At 73.3% G+C, this 14,930-nt stretch carries 11 protein-coding genes; 7 read left to right on the top strand and 4 right to left on the bottom strand.

Going from position 1 to position 14,930, the window contains the following annotated elements:
• Positions 1–34: 34 nt before the first annotated feature.
• From OG230_RS05340 to OG230_RS05330, 3 genes are all read left to right on the top strand, one after another.
• Positions 35–1,561 carry a hypothetical protein gene (locus OG230_RS05340; protein WP_328908970.1) on the top strand — a complete coding sequence of 509 codons (1,527 nt, stop codon included), beginning with the start codon at positions 35–37 and terminating at the stop codon, positions 1,559–1,561.
• Positions 1,562–1,712: 151 nt separating this feature from the next.
• Positions 1,713–2,618, top strand: coding sequence for a hypothetical protein (locus OG230_RS05335; RefSeq protein ID WP_328908969.1), 906 nt, complete (start codon positions 1,713–1,715; stop codon positions 2,616–2,618).
• An 80-nt stretch (positions 2,619–2,698) separates the two neighbouring features.
• Entirely contained in the window at positions 2,699–7,510 is a 4,812-nt protein-coding gene (locus OG230_RS05330; protein WP_328908968.1) for a hypothetical protein, read from the top strand.
• Between the two features lie 31 nt (positions 7,511–7,541).
• On the opposite strand, the gene OG230_RS05325 is transcribed toward OG230_RS05330, so the two are convergent.
• Positions 7,542–7,982 carry a hypothetical protein gene (locus tag OG230_RS05325; RefSeq protein ID WP_328908967.1) on the bottom strand — a complete coding sequence of 147 codons (441 nt, stop codon included), beginning with the start codon at positions 7,980–7,982 and terminating at the stop codon, positions 7,542–7,544.
• 470 nt (positions 7,983–8,452) lie between these two features.
• Here OG230_RS05325 and OG230_RS05320 point away from each other — a divergent pair, with 470 nt between their 5' ends.
• The 4 genes from OG230_RS05320 to OG230_RS05305 are packed head-to-tail and all read left to right on the top strand — an operon-like array spanning position 8,453 to position 12,676.
• Positions 8,453–11,203, top strand: coding sequence for a sensor histidine kinase (locus OG230_RS05320; protein WP_328908966.1), 2,751 nt, complete (start codon positions 8,453–8,455; stop codon positions 11,201–11,203).
• Positions 11,200–11,643: a roadblock/LC7 domain-containing protein gene (locus OG230_RS05315; RefSeq protein WP_328908965.1), complete on the top strand. Its 444-nt coding sequence runs from the start codon at positions 11,200–11,202 to the stop codon at positions 11,641–11,643. Before OG230_RS05320 ends, OG230_RS05315 begins: the two co-directional genes overlap by 4 nt.
• A 9-nt stretch (positions 11,644–11,652) precedes the next feature.
• Positions 11,653–12,090, top strand: coding sequence for a DUF742 domain-containing protein (locus OG230_RS05310; protein ID WP_328908964.1), 438 nt, complete (start codon positions 11,653–11,655; stop codon positions 12,088–12,090).
• Positions 12,071–12,676: a GTP-binding protein gene (locus tag OG230_RS05305; protein ID WP_173311122.1), complete on the top strand. Its 606-nt coding sequence runs from the start codon at positions 12,071–12,073 to the stop codon at positions 12,674–12,676. The genes OG230_RS05310 and OG230_RS05305 overlap by 20 nt, the downstream gene beginning before the upstream one ends.
• A gap of 89 nt (positions 12,677–12,765) precedes the next feature.
• On the opposite strand, the gene OG230_RS05300 is transcribed toward OG230_RS05305, so the two are convergent.
• Genes OG230_RS05300 through OG230_RS05290 form a run of 3 tightly spaced genes read right to left on the bottom strand, consistent with a single transcriptional unit; the run spans position 12,766 to position 14,835 of the window.
• Entirely contained in the window at positions 12,766–13,956 is a 1,191-nt protein-coding gene (locus OG230_RS05300) for a lipid-transfer protein (protein ID WP_328908963.1), read from the bottom strand.
• A complete protein-coding gene (locus OG230_RS05295; protein ID WP_328908962.1) occupies positions 13,953–14,438 on the bottom strand; it encodes a Zn-ribbon domain-containing OB-fold protein in 486 nt (161 codons plus the stop codon). Before OG230_RS05295 ends, OG230_RS05300 begins: the two co-directional genes overlap by 4 nt.
• Positions 14,439–14,487: 49 nt before the next feature.
• Entirely contained in the window at positions 14,488–14,835 is a 348-nt protein-coding gene (locus tag OG230_RS05290; protein ID WP_328908961.1) for a DUF962 domain-containing protein, read from the bottom strand.
• Between the last annotated feature and the right edge of the window lie 95 nt (positions 14,836–14,930).

Here is a 14,930-nt window from a genome sequence, read left to right as displayed (position 1 = left end):
ACCGTTGTCGGTGCGAGGACCTAATCTGTGCAGCGTGACTTCGCCTGCCTACACGGACAACGCTGCGCCCCAGCTCAGCGGGGGCCCGCGGCCCGCCCAGGGCCCCGCCGCCGATGAGGGGCTCTCGCGACGGCTGCGCGCGCTCGCCTGCACGGCGCCGCTGCACGACCTCGACGTGCGCAAGGCGAATCTCGCCGGTGAGTACACGGTCTACTCGATGGCTGAGGTCGCCCTCGCCGCCATCGACCTGGTCACGCTCAACATGGACTTCGACACGGGCGCCGACCACGACCAGATAGTGACCAGACTCCTGCCGCGGGTCGGGGCACAGGCCCCCCGGCGCCCGGTCGCCGAGCACGAGCGGGTGGCCCGCTGGGTGCTGGAGAACCTGATCAACGTCGGCAGCGTGGACCGGGGTTTCCGCGCGGTGTACGGCACGTTCGGACCGGACGGGGTGTACGTCCGCAGGGACTACGACTTCAAGCTCATCGAAGAGGTCCCCGGGTACGGCGGCAGCGTCTACCTGCGCGCCACCGACGAGGCGGTCAACGTCCTCGTCGGAGCCCTGGACACCGACGTCACCAGCGCGCAGATCGCCGCCGAGGTGAAGCTGGAGGTGCTGATCAGCCGGGGGCGCCTCGCCGACGCGCAGCTCGCCGCCGAGCAGGCCCGCTACCGCACCGTGCAGTACGCGGAAACGCTCCGCAGGACCCTGGAGGCGACCCGGCGCAACGTGCGCGCCGTCGACTGGCTCAACACGGTCCCGGACATGATCGCCGAAGCGCTGGACCACGTCGCCGACCGTTACCGCCACGAGAACGCGATCCTCACCAACATCCGCAAGTCACGGGACGAGGCCGAGGACCCTGAGCACAAGCGCCGCGCGGCCGAGCTCGTCGACATCGTCAAGGACTGCATCCGCCGCCACACCCAGCTCCAGTCCAGGCTGCTGGAGGCCGGCCCGCTGTTCCGCGCCGAACAGGACCGGCAGGCATTCGCCGCCCCGACGGCACGCGCGGGTCTCGATCTGTACGGGCAGCTGGTCACCCCGCTGCTCCCGCTTCCCGTCGAACAGGCCATCCGCGCCACGGACGCCTTCTTCGCCAACGGCACCGGGCTGCGTACGCCCACCTCCGTACGGGTCGGTGACCTCGTCGACATGCTGCTCACGCCGCCCATGGAACGCGAGCACCTGGGCGCGGAGATGCCCGAACCCGACCTGATCGCCACCCCCGACGACAGCCGGTTCAGCGAGGACCAGCTCGCGAACGCCATGGCGCTGCTCGATCTGGAGCACGACGCACCGCGCCGGCTGTCCGGCCTTCTGGCCGAGGCCCGGCGCAGCGATCCCGACTTGCCCTACCTGGTCGCCCTGCTCGCCGTCCACGCCGCGAGCCCCCCGGTCGGCACCGCGTACCGCCAGGGCGAGCGGCGCCTGCTCTTCGCCGTGGACGACGGTACGGAGCTGGACGACCCGGAGTTCGGCGGCGCCGACCTGATAGTGGGCACCGCGCTGCTGGACGCCGCCGCGGCGACCGCGGACCGCAGGGAGGCGTCATGAGCACCCGCGCCTGCGCGGCGCCGCACGCCCCGCGTCCGTACGCCCCACGCCCGTACGTACCGAGCCCGTACGCCCGCCGTCCGTGGGCCGATGGACGACACCCCTCCGGTTCCCGGAGTTTCCGCAGTTTCCGCACCGAGGAGCCCCAACCGTGAGCGAGTACCACGCCGAGCACACCGACGCGTGGAGCGAGACGGCAGACGCCGCCCCGGCGGCCGAGGCGAGCGCTCCGGCGCCCGTGACACCGGCCGACGCCGCCGACGCGGCGCGGCTCGTCTCCTTCGGGCTCCAGCCCAAACTGCTGCCCGCCCGGGACGCCGAGTACGCCGAACTGCTCCGCCGCTACCGGGAGGAGCCAGCCTTCGCCCGGCTCGCCGACGCGGTGGCCACCGGACTGGGCCTGATCGTCATGGAGGTGTCCACCCGCGCCGGGATGGCCGTCACCGCGGCGGAGGACTCGGTCTTCGCCGTGCGCATGGGCGACTACGCCCGCCGCGCATCCTCCGACTCCGCCGACCGCTTCCTCCACGGCCTGGCCCACCTCGCCGTCGCCGCGATGGCCTTCCCGCGCCCCGAGGACCTCGCCGACAACGGATACATCGGCCGCATCACGGTCAACGGCGTCGACGCCTTCGTACGCCAGGCGTGCCACCGCCTGGAGGAGCGGGCCGAGGAGCAGGGCGACAACACCGACCCGGCCACCGACGCCCCCGGACTCGAAGCCGGCTGGCGGATCTACGCCCGGCGCAGCGCCACCGGCGCGACGAAGGACGCCCGCCGGCTGGCCGGCTCCACCACCGGCATCATCGGCAAGGCCGTGGCCTTCCTCACGGACTCGGGCTTCCTCCAGCGCACCGGCGATGACGCCGGAGGCGCGTACCGCACCACCGCCCGCTACCAGCTCCAGGTCCGCGACATGGCGGGCAGCGCCGCGATGGCCGAACTCCTGGAGCTCGGAGTCGTCCCGGTCTCGGACGGCACGGCCACGCTGCTGCCCCCACCGGACGCCGACAGCCCCGAGCTGGCCGCCGACGAGGGCCTGCCCTTCCACGCCTGACCCGCACGCGGGCCCGGCCGCCACCGGCCCCCGCCCCCGACGTTTCCCTCCCGCTGCCTGAACGACGAGAGTCCGCCGCCATGTACGAGTTGTCCCGGGTCCGCCTCTACTCCATCGGGCCCGCCGGTGCGCGCTACGCCGACACCGTGCTTGACCTGCGCGGTGTCGGAGAGCCCGTACCCAACCCCGCCCCGGCCCAGGCGGAGTTCTTCGAGGACGAGCCGGTCGGCCCGCCGCGCCGCCCCGCGCCCGCCGGCGTGCTCTTCCTGGAGAACGGCGGCGGCAAGTCCGTCCTGCTGAAGCTGATCTTCTCGGTGATGCTGCCCGGCCACCGCAACACCCTGGGCGGCGCCAGCTCCGGCGTGCTGCGCAAGTTCCTGCTCGCCGACGACTGCGGCCATGTCGCGCTGGAGTGGCAGCACACCCTCACCGGCGAGTGCGTCGTCGTCGGCAAGGTCAGCGAGTGGCGCGGACGGCAGGTCTCCAGCGACCCCCGCAAGTTCGGGGAGGCGTGGTACTCCTTCCGCCCCGGGCCCGGCCTCAGCCTCGACTCGCTGCCGGTCGCCGAGGCCACCGCCGTGGGACGCCCCGTCGAAGGCGTCTCCGGCGCGCGGGGCAGGCGCCGCACGATGAAGGGCTTCCGCGACGCCCTCACGGACGCCGGCAAGTTCTACCAGCACCTCGACGTGCACTGGGAAGAGATCCACGACCGGTGGAACGAGCACCTCGGCGACCTCGGACTCGACCCGGAACTCTTCCGCTACCAGCGCGAGATGAACGCCGACGAGGGAGAGGCCGCAGGTCTCTTCGCCGTCAAGAAGGACTCCGACTTCACCGACCTGCTGCTCCGCGCCGTCACCGACACCCGTGACACCGACGGTCTCGCCGACCTGGTCAGCGGCTTCGGCAACAAGCTGGGCCGCCGCGCCGAGCTCACCGCCGAACGCGACTTCACCGCAGGCTCCGTGGACCTGCTCGGCCGGATCGTCGAGGCGGCCGACACCCGTGCCCGCAGCAGGGACGTCCACGCCGGCGCCGAACGGCGCACACGCACCCTCGCCCGCAGGCTCTCCGCCCGCGCCGCCGGGGAACGCTCCCGTACCGGCGAGCTCGCCCAGCAGGTCACGGCCGCCGCCCACACCGTCACCGAGGCCGAGCGGGCGCGCAGCAGCCGCGCCCTGATCGCGGCCGAACTCGCCTACCGGCACGCGTCGCTGGCCCTGACCGCCGCCGAGAAGGGCGCAGCCGCCCAGCGCCGCGAACTGGCCGAGGCGCGCACGCTGCACTCCGCCTGGCAGGCGGCCGAAGCGGTCCTGCGCCACCGTGCCGCGGCGGACCGCTCCGCACGGGTCGCCGTGGCCATCCGCGAGGCCGAGCGCGACGCGGCCCCGGCCCTCGCCGCCCGGGCCACGGCCGCCGCCGATCTCGTACGCGCCCTGCACACCGCCGCCGAGGCGGGGGAGCGCGTGGCCAACGAGGAGGAGGAGCGCTCCGACGTCCTCCAGGCCACCGGAGAACGGGCCCACCGCGACGCCACCACCGCCGCCACCGAAGCCCAGCGGGCCCGCAGCGAGGCGGGCCACCTCCGCCAGCGCCTCGCGGAGGTCGAGCAGGAGACGGCCGAAGCCGTACGGGCGGGCTGGCTCGACGACACGGCGCCCGACGCGGACCCGGCACGCGCGGCCCTCGCCGCGAGCGAGTCGGAACAGGCGGCGGTCGCCGCCTGGGACACCGCCAGGGAGGCGGCCAGGGCGGCGGCGGACCGCGCCAGGGAAGCCGCGGCCACCGAGAGCCGGGCCGAACTCGCCGCCGCACGGGCCTCCGACGGGGCGCAGGCGGCGGAACAGTCGTACGAGGCGGAGTTCAGGGCCGCCGAGTCCATCGCCGCCGACCACCGCATCGCCGACCTGCTCGGTCTCCCCTCGGCGCAGCCCACGGGAGTGCCGAGGCCCCGCCAGGGAGCGGGCGGAGACGCCACCGACCCGGACGAGCCGCACGGCGCCGGTACCCAGGACGGCCGGACCGCCCCCGGGGACGCCGCCCACGCCGGCACGTCCGGGCCCGGCGGGCAGGTGGCCGTCGCCGAACCCGTCACCGGCGGACCGGCCCGCGCCATGGAACAGGCGCTCGGCGCCGAGGAGTTCGACAGCAGCGCGGACGAGCTCCGCGAGCTGCTCGACCAGGGCGTCGCCGCCGCCGAGCGCAGGCTCTTCGAGCTCCGCACCGGCGCCGCCGACGACGCGCGGATCCTCGGCGCGCTCGGCGACGGAGGACTGCTGCCGCCCGGCCCCGACGTCCTGGCCACCGTCGAGTACCTCGGCGAGCACGGCATTCCGGCCCTCCCGGGCTGGCGCTACCTCGCCCAGGCCGTCGACCCCGCCGACCACGCGGCGGTCCTGGCGGCCCGCCCCGAACTGGTCGACGGCGTCGTGATCACCGACCCCGAATCCCACGCCCGCGCCCGTGAGGTGCTGGGCGGCGCCGCCCTGCTGCCCCGCTCCGCGGTCGCCGTCGGTACGGCAGCCGCACTCCTCGCCCCCGTCCCGGCACCGGGCGACGGCGACGGGACGGACGGGGTCTTCCTGGTCCCGCCGAACCCGGCGATGCACGACGAACACGCGGCCGACGAGGAGAGGCAGGCCCTCAGGCACCGCGCCGCCGCCCGCGACGAGGACATCCGGACCCTGGCGGCCCGGCTCACCGCTGACCGCTCCCTCGCCGCCCGCATCGGCTCCTGGCGCGCCGACTGCCCGCCCGGCAGGCTCGCCGAACTGGCCGAGACGGCCCGCACCGCCCGTACCACCGCCGAAACCGCCCAGGCCGCCCTCGCGGAGGCCCGCACGGTCCGCGCGGAGGCCGACGAGGCCGCCGCCGACACCTCCCGCGTCCGTGAGGAACGCCAGGAAGCAGCCCAGCGAGCCCGCCGGGCGGCCGACGCCCTCGCCGGTCTCGCCTTCCGTCTGCGCGAACGCGCCCGGTGGCAGTCCCGGCTGAGGGAACTCGTCGACGAGGCGGCCGAATCCGAAGCCCGGGCCACCACCTGCCTGGAGCGCGCACGCGCCGCCGACGAGGACCGCCGCGCGGCCCAGCGCGCCGGTGATGACGCCCGCCGTACCGCCCGTGCCCTGCGCGCCGAACGGGCCGAGATCGCCGGTGCCCCGGAGAAGCTCCCCGAGCCGGCGGCGGACGCCGCCCGTACCTCACTGCCCGCGCTCCGCGAGGCGTACCGCGCGGCGTCCCAGCTCTACGAGAAGGTCGGCGTCGGCGCCGACCTGCGCGCCGAGCAGGCCCGCGCCGAGAGCGACGAGAGCGCCGCACTCGCCGAGCTCGACCGCCTCACCAACAAGGTCCGCACCCGCGCCGCCCAGCTCCTGGAAGGCACCGACGGCGCCGACGGCCCCTCCCGGCAGGCGGCTGCGGCCCGCGCCGAGTCGCTGGTCCAGCTCCTGGAGACCCGGGCGTCCACCGCCAGCGAGCAGCTCGGCCGGTTCCGCGGCGAGGCCGAACGGCTCGCCCCCACCGACGAGCAGCCCCACCACACGGAGCTTCCGGACGAGCTGGTCCCGGCCGATGCCGAACAGGCGCAGAGCCTGCTCCGTACGGCCACGTCCGAACTGGCCTCCGCCACCGGCGCCCTGGACACCGCCCGGGCCGCCCACACGGAACTGCTCCACGCCCACCGCACCGCCGAGGACTCGGCCGGTGGCTTCGAGGAGACGGCGGCCCTCCTGCGCGACCTGCTCCGGGACCACGGCGCCGACGACGAGGCCGAGACCCCCGAGCCGTACCCCGGCACCCTCGACGAGGCCCGGCAGTCCGCCGCCGAGGCCCGCCGTTCCCTGCGCGGCTGCGCGGCCGACCTCTCGGCGGCCGAGACCGCCGTACGGGAAGCGAGCGATGTGCTCGTACGGCACGCCAACTCCACCCGGTACGAGCAGGTCCGCACCCCCGCACGCCAGCAGATCCGGGAGCTTCCCGCCTCGGCCCTTCCCGAGCACGCGGAGAAGTGGGCCGCCGCCTTCGCACCCCGGCTCCGCGTCCTCACCGACGAGATGGCCCAGCTGGAGCGCAACCGCGACTCCATCGTCGACCGGCTGCGCGGGCTCGTGGAGTCCGCCCTCGCCACCCTCCGCTCCGCGCAGCGGCTCTCGCAGCTCCCGGAGGGACTGGGGGAGTGGTCCGGCCAGGAATTCCTGCGGATCCGCTTCGAGGAGCCCGACCAGGCCACGCTCACCGAACGGCTCGGCGAGGTCATCGACGAGGCCACGCACGCCGCCCTCAAGAAGAACTCCGACCTGCGCAGGGACGGAATGTCCCTGCTGCTGCGCGGTGTCCAGGCAGCTCTCCAGCCCAAGGGCATCGCCGTGGAGATCCTCAAGCCGGACGCGGTGCTCCGCGCCGAAAGGGTCCCGGTCGGACAGATGGGGGACGTCTTCTCCGGCGGCCAACTGCTCACCGCGGCGATCGCCCTGTACTGCACGATGGCAGCGCTCCGCAGCAATGACCGGGGCCGGGACCGGCACCGGCACGCCGGCACGCTGTTCCTCGACAACCCCATCGGCCGTGCCAACGCCACGTATCTGCTGGAGCTCCAGCGAGCGGTGTCGGACGCGCTGGGTGTCCAGCTGCTCTACACGACCGGCCTGTTCGACACGACGGCCCTCGCCGAATTCCCGCTGGTCATCCGTCTCCGCAACGACGCCGACCTGCGGGCGGGGCTGAAGTACATCAGCGTGGAGGAGCACCTGCGGCCCGGACTGCCGCAGCAGGACCCGGAAGCCGAGACCGTCCACGGCGAGATCACCGCGACCCGGATGTTCAAGCGCACTCCCCAGGCAGCCGAGGAGGCGGCCCAGGCCCAGGCGGCGGCACGGGCGCAGGCCGGGCAGTAGCTCCGTCCGCGAGCCGGGACGCGGTGGCCGGTCAGGCCCGGGACAGGCCGCCCGTGTCCCGGCGGCGTATCCGCGTGGCCTGCCGCTCCGCGTTCCTGGCCGTCCGGCGGGCCCGCCGCCGCTCGCGCCGCATCCGCCGCGCCGTGCTGCTCGGCACGGACACCACACCGTTGCGCTGATTCCACACCTGGCGCGTGACCCACACGTCCAGGACCGACCACGTCGCGATCACCGTGCTGCCCACACTGCTGAGCATGATCGGGAAGGCCGGCCACGAGCCCGCCATGGCGCACAGGAACGCCACCATGCCCTGTATGAGCGTCAGCGACGTGATGAGTACGGCCCGCACGGCCGCCGTCCGCACCGGGTCGGGCATGCGCCGACGCACCGCGGGCTCCTCCACCCAGAGCTGCCGCGGAATCCGGTCCGACCGCTCCGACGGCCGCTCGCTCCGATGCTCTTCCGTGTCCACGAACCTTCAACTCCCCACCGCTGTCCGACTTCAGGGTGACTGCCCGGATTACGGCCGTTCCACGCGGGCGGCGTCTCCTGCCCTGCCGTACGCACCCATTCAGCTTCCTGCCCCGTACAGATGGACGAATGCCAGGCTGTGAAGATTCCCGCCGAAGGGGGTCATCGGGCCCCGAAGGCCACGGATCGAAGAAATCCAGCCAACTGACTGTTCGGTAAATGTGGCAGTCCCCAGGGCCTCAGCTGTCGCTTTCGCGAATTTCATCTCCGGGAATACCAGGACAACTCCTGATCAAGTCGCGCCAGGGCGGCCGAAATTCGCCCGGACGCGCCTTCGAGTTGTCTCGGTGTCAGTAGTAGGCTCGCGCCGTTTGTTGACGGATGCCGACGGAACGCCGACCGGACACCGACAGGGACCGGCGAGCCACCGACGTAACCACCCCGCACCGCGGGGCCGAGCTGGGGGAGGCCATGCGCTTTCGCGGGAAGTCCATCCGCAGGAAGATCGTGGCGTTGCTGATGGTGCCGCTCGTCTCCCTCACCGGCCTCTGGGTCTTCGCCACCTACATCACGGGCCGTGAGGCCGGCGAACTCATGGGCGCCGGTTCGATCATGGAGAAGGTCGGCCACCCTCTGGAGGACACGGTCCGTGCCGTCCAGGGCGAGCGCCGCCAGACACTGATCTTCCTCGCCGACCCCCGGGCCTCCGACGCCCTGCCCCTCCTGCGACGCCAACGCGCCGCCACCGACCGCGTCGTGGCGGACGTCAGGGAGAGCGCGCAGCACGAGGGCATCCGCGACACGCTCCGGCCGGACGCGGAGGAGCAGCTCGACTCGATCCTCGGCGCCGTCGACGGCCTGGACGCCCTGCGGCAGTCGGTCGAGCGGCGCACCATCGACCGCGCACGGGCGCTGGAGTTCTACAACCGGCTCATCGACCCCTGCTACCGCTTCCTCAACGGTCTCCACACCATGGAGAACGTATCGATGGACAAGCAGGTCCGGGCCCTGGTCGGGGTCTCACGCGCACGCGAAATGCTCTCCCGCGAGGACGCGTTGATCGCCTCCGGGCTGATCGCCGGCCGGCTCGACGCCGGTGAGTTGCGCGTTGCCTCCGACCTGGTCGCCGGCCGCAAGCTGCTGTACGAGGTGAACCTCGAACTCCTGCCGGCGTCCGAACGCCGCCGCATGGAGCGGTTCTGGGGCGGCCCCGACACCGAACCCCTGCGTACCGCGGAGAGGACGCTCATCGGCGCGGGCCCCTTCAAGAAGCCGGGCAGCGTCGACGCGGAGCGCTGGCAGGAAGTGACCGAACCGGTCCTGAACCTGCTCGCCAACGACTCGACCGAGATGACCAACCGCTTCCAGGACCGCGCCGAACCGGCCGGCTACCGCGTGCTGGTCCAGGCAGGGGTCGCCGGTGTGCTCGGCTTCCTCGCGCTGCTCGTCTCGATCTTCGTCTCCGTACGGATCGGCCGTGAGCTCGTCCGCGACCTCTCCCGGCTCCGCAAGGACGCCCACGAGGTGTCCGGTGTGCGGCTGCCGAGCGTGATGCGCCGGCTCGCCGCGGGCGAACAGGTGGACGTCGAGACCGAGGCCCCGCACCTCCAGTACGAGCGCGACGAGATCGGACAGGTCGGCCAGGCGCTCAACACGCTCCAGCGCGCCGCCGTCGAGGCCGCGGTCAAGCAGGCCGACATGCGCCGCGGCGTCTCCGAGGTGTTCGTGAACCTCGCCCGCCGCAACCAGGTACTCCTGCACCGCCAGTTGACGCTCCTCGACGCCATGGAGCGGCGCACCGAGAACAGCGACGAGCTGGCCGACCTCTTCCGGCTCGACCACCTCACCACCCGCATGCGGCGGCACGCCGAGGGTCTCGTGATCCTCTCCGGAGCCGCCCCGTCCCGCCAGTGGCGCAAGCCGATCCAGCTGATGGACGTGGTGCGGGCCGCGGTCGCGGAGGTGGAGGACTACGAACGGATCGAGGTCCGCCGGCTGCCGCGCATCGGAGTGGGCGGCCCCGCCGTGGCCGACCTCACCCACCTGATCGCCGAACTCCTGGAGAACGCCACCGTGTTCTCGCCGCCGCACACCGCGGTCCAGGTGCACGGTGAGCGCGTCGCCAACGGATTCACGCTGGAGATCCACGACCGCGGCCTCGGCATGGCCCCCGAGGTTCTCCTCGACGCCAACCTCCGGCTCGCCGAGACCCCCGACTTCGAGCTCTCCGACACCGACCGGCTGGGCCTCTTCGTGGTCAGCCGGCTCGCCCAGCGGCAGAACGTACGCGTCTCCCTCCAGAGGTCCCCGTACGGAGGGACCACCGCGGTCGTGTTCATCCCGGCCGCCCTGCTGACGGACGCACCGGACACCCACGGCACCGGATTCCGTCTCGACCGCAGAGCGGAACGGGCGATCGGCGGCGGACGCCCGGGCATCGACGCGCCCGCAGGTGCCGGTTCCCGCGAAGACGGCGTCACCGACAGCGGTACGAAGGAGGGCGGCCGTTCCTCCGTCCTGTCTCCGGTGCCCACCGGACTCGTCGGACCCTCGGTCCTCGACGGGCCCGTGGAACTCGAAGGTCCGCTGGACCCCCTGGGCTTCCCGCAGGCCCCGAACCGTGTCGACCCCGAGCTCGACCCGGCCCTCGCTCCCGTGCTCGACGGCGTCTCCGACCTGGAGGACACCGAGAGCGAACGCGGCGGCATCTTCCGTGCCCGGGACGTGCGCCGCGACGCCGACCGCGACCAGCACCAGCAGGCCGCCGACCAGACCGGCGGACGCGAGGCCGATGTCCGCCCGATGCGTCCGGCGGGGCCGGTGCCCCTGCCCCGTCGCAAGCCCCCGACCCTGGTCGCCGACCGGGGCCGCCGGGTGGACGAGGCGGGCCGTGCCCACCCCACGGTCACCGGCGCGGACTCCCTCCCGTCGTCCCCCGAGGCCCCTGCCGCGGGACCGGTACGGGAGACCGTGGGAGGTCTGCCCCGCCGGGTCCGGCAGGCGAACCTCGCCCCCCAGCTCCGGGAGGAATCCGCACACCGGACTCCCGCCCACACCCCCGCGGACGCCGTCGACGACCTCGAACGCGACGCGGACGAAGTACGCAATCGCATGGCTTCGCTACAGCGTGGCTGGCAGCGTGGCCGGCGTGAGAACGCCGAAGACACGGCCGGCCGCGGCGAGACAGCACCAGGAACCACTCCGGGAGGGGACGGTCCATGACCGCACCGAACGCCGCAGCACCCGACGCGAGCCGCCACGGCTCCGGCGAACTCAACTGGCTCCTCGACGAACTCGTCGACCGCGTCGGCAGCATCCACAAGGCGCTGGTGCTCTCCAGCGACGGTCTCGCCACCGGCACGTCCAAGGACCTGACCCGGGAGGACAGTGAGCACCTGGCGGCGGTCGCCTCCGGGTTCCACAGCCTCGCCAAGGGCGTGGGCCGTCACTTCGACGCGGGCCGTGTGCGCCAGACCGTCGTCGAGCTCGACGAGGCGTTCCTCTTCGTCACCGCGGCCGGCGACGGCAGCTGTCTCGCCGTCCTGGCCCACTCCGACTCCGACGTCGGTCAGGTGGCCTACGAGATGACGCTGATGGTCAAGCGGGTGGGGGCCCACCTGGCCAACGCCCCCCGGACGACCGGTCTGCCCGCCGGAGGGTGAGTGGATGGCATGAGCGCTGACTCCTCCCGGGGCGCCGTCTCCGGATCCCCGGCCCCGCCCGCCGGCTCCCAGTCGTCGCGTTGGTACGACGCCGACGCGGGACCTGTGGTCCGCCCGTACGCGATGACCCGGGGGCGTACGAGCAGCGCGTCCCGCCACCGCCTCGACCTGATCGCGATCGTCGTCCCCGAACCGGCGGCCGACGATCCAGGCCGGGACCAGACGCTCTCCCCGGAACACGTGGAGATCGTCGAACTCTGCAGTGACATGCCCCAGTCGATCGCGGAACTCGCGGCCGGGCTGGACCTCCCCGTCGGGGTGGTCCGGGTCCTGGTCGGTGATCTCGTGGAGGACGAGCTGGTGCACGTAACCCGTCCCGTTCCGCCGGCCGAGCTGCCGGACGTGAACATTCTTCGCGAGGTGATCAATGGCCTTCGGGCGCTCTAGCCGCAAGAGGCGGCCCGTTGAGCCCGTTACCCTGAAAATCCTGGTGGCGGGCGGCTTCGGAGTGGGCAAGACGACCCTGGTGGGCGCGGTCAGCGAGATCAGACCGCTGCGCACGGAGGAGAGGCTGAGCGAGGCGGGCCGTCCGGTGGACGACCTGGAGGGCGTGGAGGCGAAGACCACCACCACGGTGGCGATGGACTTCGGCCGCATCACGCTGCGCGAGGACCTGGTGCTCTATCTGTTCGGCACACCGGGGCAGGACCGTTTCTGGTTCCTGTGGGACGAGTTGTCCCAGGGTGCCCTGGGCGCCGTCGTCCTCGCGGACACGAGACGCCTGGAGGACTGCTTCGCGGCGGTCGACTACTTCGAGCGCCGGGCGATCCCGTTCGCCGTGGCCGTCAACTGCTTCGAGGGGGCCGACCGGTTCCCCGTCGAGACGGTCCAGGCGGCGCTCGACCTCGACCCCGAGGTGCCGGTGCTCCTGTGCGACGCCCGCGACCGCCCGTCCGTACGGGACGTCCTGGTCGCGGTGGTGGAACACGCGATGGCCCGGGCCGACCGGCTCCGGGAACCCGCGACGACCTGACCGGCACGGCCGCACGTGGCCCGTACCCCCGCCGACCGGGGTACGGGTCAAGCGTCGTACGGGCGGCCCGTACCCCGGTCGGCCCCGCCTCAGCGCACCGCGATCACGGCGGAACCGTGGCCGAACAGCCCCTGATTCGCCGTGATCCCGGCACGGGCGCCCGGCACCTGACGGTCGCCCGCCGTCCCGCGCAACTGCCACGTCAGCTCGCAGACCTGAGCGATCGCCTGGGCCGGCACCGCCTCCCCGAAGGAGGCCAGCCCGCCACTGGCGTTGACCGGAACACCGCCGCCGAGCGCGGTCACCCCCTCGCGTACGAGCTTCGCGCCGTCCCCGGGCGCGCACAGCCCGATGTCCTCGTACCACTCCAGCTCCAGCGCGGTGGAGAGGTCGTACACCTCGGCGAGCGAGAGGTCCGTCGGACCGAGGCCCGCCTCCTCGTACGCGGCCCGGGCGATCGAGGCGCGGAAGCTCTCCGGAGCGGGCTCCACCGCCACGGCGGAGTCCGTCGCGATGTCGGGCAGGTCCAGCACGGTCCTCGGGAAGGTCGGGGTGACGGTCGAGACGGCGCGGATACGGACGGGGTTCCCGGCGCCGTGGCGCCTGGCGAACTCCATGCTGGACAGGACGAGGGCCGCCGCGCCGTCGGAGGTGGCGCAGATGTCGAGGAGCCGCAGCGGATCGGCGACCACGGCGGACGCGGCGACCTGCGCGGACGTCACGGGCGCGCGGTACCGGGCGTTGGCGTTGAGGGCGCCCGCCGCCGCGTTCTTGACCTTGACCAGGGCGAAGTCGTCGGTCGTGTCCCCGTACAGCGCCATCCTGCGGCGGGCGTAGAGCGCGAAGTACGCGGGGTTCGTCGCCCCGAGGATCCGGAAGCGCAGCCAGTCGGGGTCGTCGGGCCGGTCGCCGCCGGCCGGGGCGAAGAAGCCCTTGGGCGCCGCGTCCGCTCCCACCACCAGGACCACATCGGCCAGGCCGGCCAGGATCTGGGCCCGGGCGGCGTTGACGGCCTGGGCGCCCGAGGCGCAGGCCGCGTACACACTGGTCACACGTGCGCCCTGCCAGCCGAGCGCCTGCGCGAACGTCGCGCCCGCCACGTACCCCGGATAGCCGCCCCGCACGGTCTCCGCGCCGACCACGGAGCCCACGTCGCGCCAGTCGAGGCCCGCGTCGGCGAGCGCCGCCTTCGCCGCGACCCTGCCGTACTGGACGAAGCTGCGCCCCCACTTGCCCCACGGGTGCATCCCGGCCCCGAGAACCGCCACGTCGCCGGTCATGCCGCGCCTCCGTCCGGTGCCCCGGAATCCGGGGTGGGCACGGGCCGCCAGTTCCACGTCGCCCGCAGGTCCTCGCTCCCGACGGCGTCGGCGAGCACGCCGGGCACGGCCTCGACCGTCATCCCGATCGTCAGGTCCGCGATCCCCACTCCGGGCGCGGCCTGTCCCAGGACGACGATGCGCTCGGCGGCCAGCTCGACGGCGACCAGGGTGCAGGGCTCCCAGGGCACGTCCGGATCGGAGACGTACGGGGGAGGGGGCCGGTAGCGGCCGTCGGTGAACGACCAGACGGTGCCCTGCTTGGAGAGCTGCACCTCGGCCGGTTCCCCGCCCGGACAGCCGGGGTTGCGGCAGAAGCCGTCCTCGCGGGGGAAGGAGACCGTGGAACAGCCGGAGCAGCGGGTCCCCAGCAGCCGGAAGTCCTCTTCGGTGCAGTCCTCGGTGAACCAACCGGCCACTACGGGTGTGCGCGTGTGCGACAAAGCCCCTCCCCGGCACTGAATCTGACGGAACGTCAGAAGTGTGCCACGGTCAGCGGTTCTCGGCGAGCCACTTGGCGGCGGTCTCTGCCAGCTCCCCGTCCCGGCCCGCGAGCATCATCCGGATCATCTGCACGTCACCGCGCAGGGACCAGGCGGGATGCCCGAACGAGGCCGGGTTGTTCTTCTCGATGAAGAAGTGCGCCGGCCAGGCGGCCCCGTACCCGATGAGCGGCAGCGCCGCCACGTACCGCCGCCGCCCGCGCGCCAGCCCGTAGGCGGCGATCGTGAGGCCGGTCAGCGTCCCGGTCAGATGGACCCAGCGGGTGGCGGCCCGGGAGTGCATCGCCACGTAGTACGGCCAGAATTCCTCGTACGAATCGAACGTCTGCTGTGACATACCGGCACCGTAATGGCTGGAACGGCAACCGGATACGGCCTTTCCGCGTCCGAAGAGGAGAACGGGCGGCCGGAGCCGACGGGGGTGGTCCCGGC

Origin of the sequence: Streptomyces sp. NBC_00234, assembly GCF_036195325.1 — a bacterium.
Classification (GTDB): Bacteria; Actinomycetota; Actinomycetes; order Streptomycetales; family Streptomycetaceae; genus Streptomyces.
This window is presented reverse-complemented; position numbering and strand designations above follow the sequence as displayed.

Excerpts from the sequence above, each read along its gene's own strand:
- OG230_RS05330 (WP_328908968.1), top strand. The coding sequence starts at position 2,699 with ATGTACGAGTTGTCCCGGGTCCGCCTCTACTCCATCGGGCCCGCCGGT.
- OG230_RS05320 (WP_328908966.1), top strand. The coding sequence starts at position 8,453 with ATGCGCTTTCGCGGGAAGTCCATCCGCAGGAAGATCGTGGCGTTGCTG.
- OG230_RS05315 (WP_328908965.1), top strand. The coding sequence starts at position 11,200 with ATGACCGCACCGAACGCCGCAGCACCCGACGCGAGCCGCCACGGCTCC.
- OG230_RS05310 (WP_328908964.1), top strand. The coding sequence starts at position 11,653 with ATGAGCGCTGACTCCTCCCGGGGCGCCGTCTCCGGATCCCCGGCCCCG.
- OG230_RS05305 (WP_173311122.1), top strand. The coding sequence starts at position 12,071 with ATGGCCTTCGGGCGCTCTAGCCGCAAGAGGCGGCCCGTTGAGCCCGTT.
- OG230_RS05300 (WP_328908963.1), bottom strand. The coding sequence starts at position 13,956 with ATGACCGGCGACGTGGCGGTTCTCGGGGCCGGGATGCACCCGTGGGGC.
- OG230_RS05290 (WP_328908961.1), bottom strand. The coding sequence starts at position 14,835 with ATGTCACAGCAGACGTTCGATTCGTACGAGGAATTCTGGCCGTACTAC.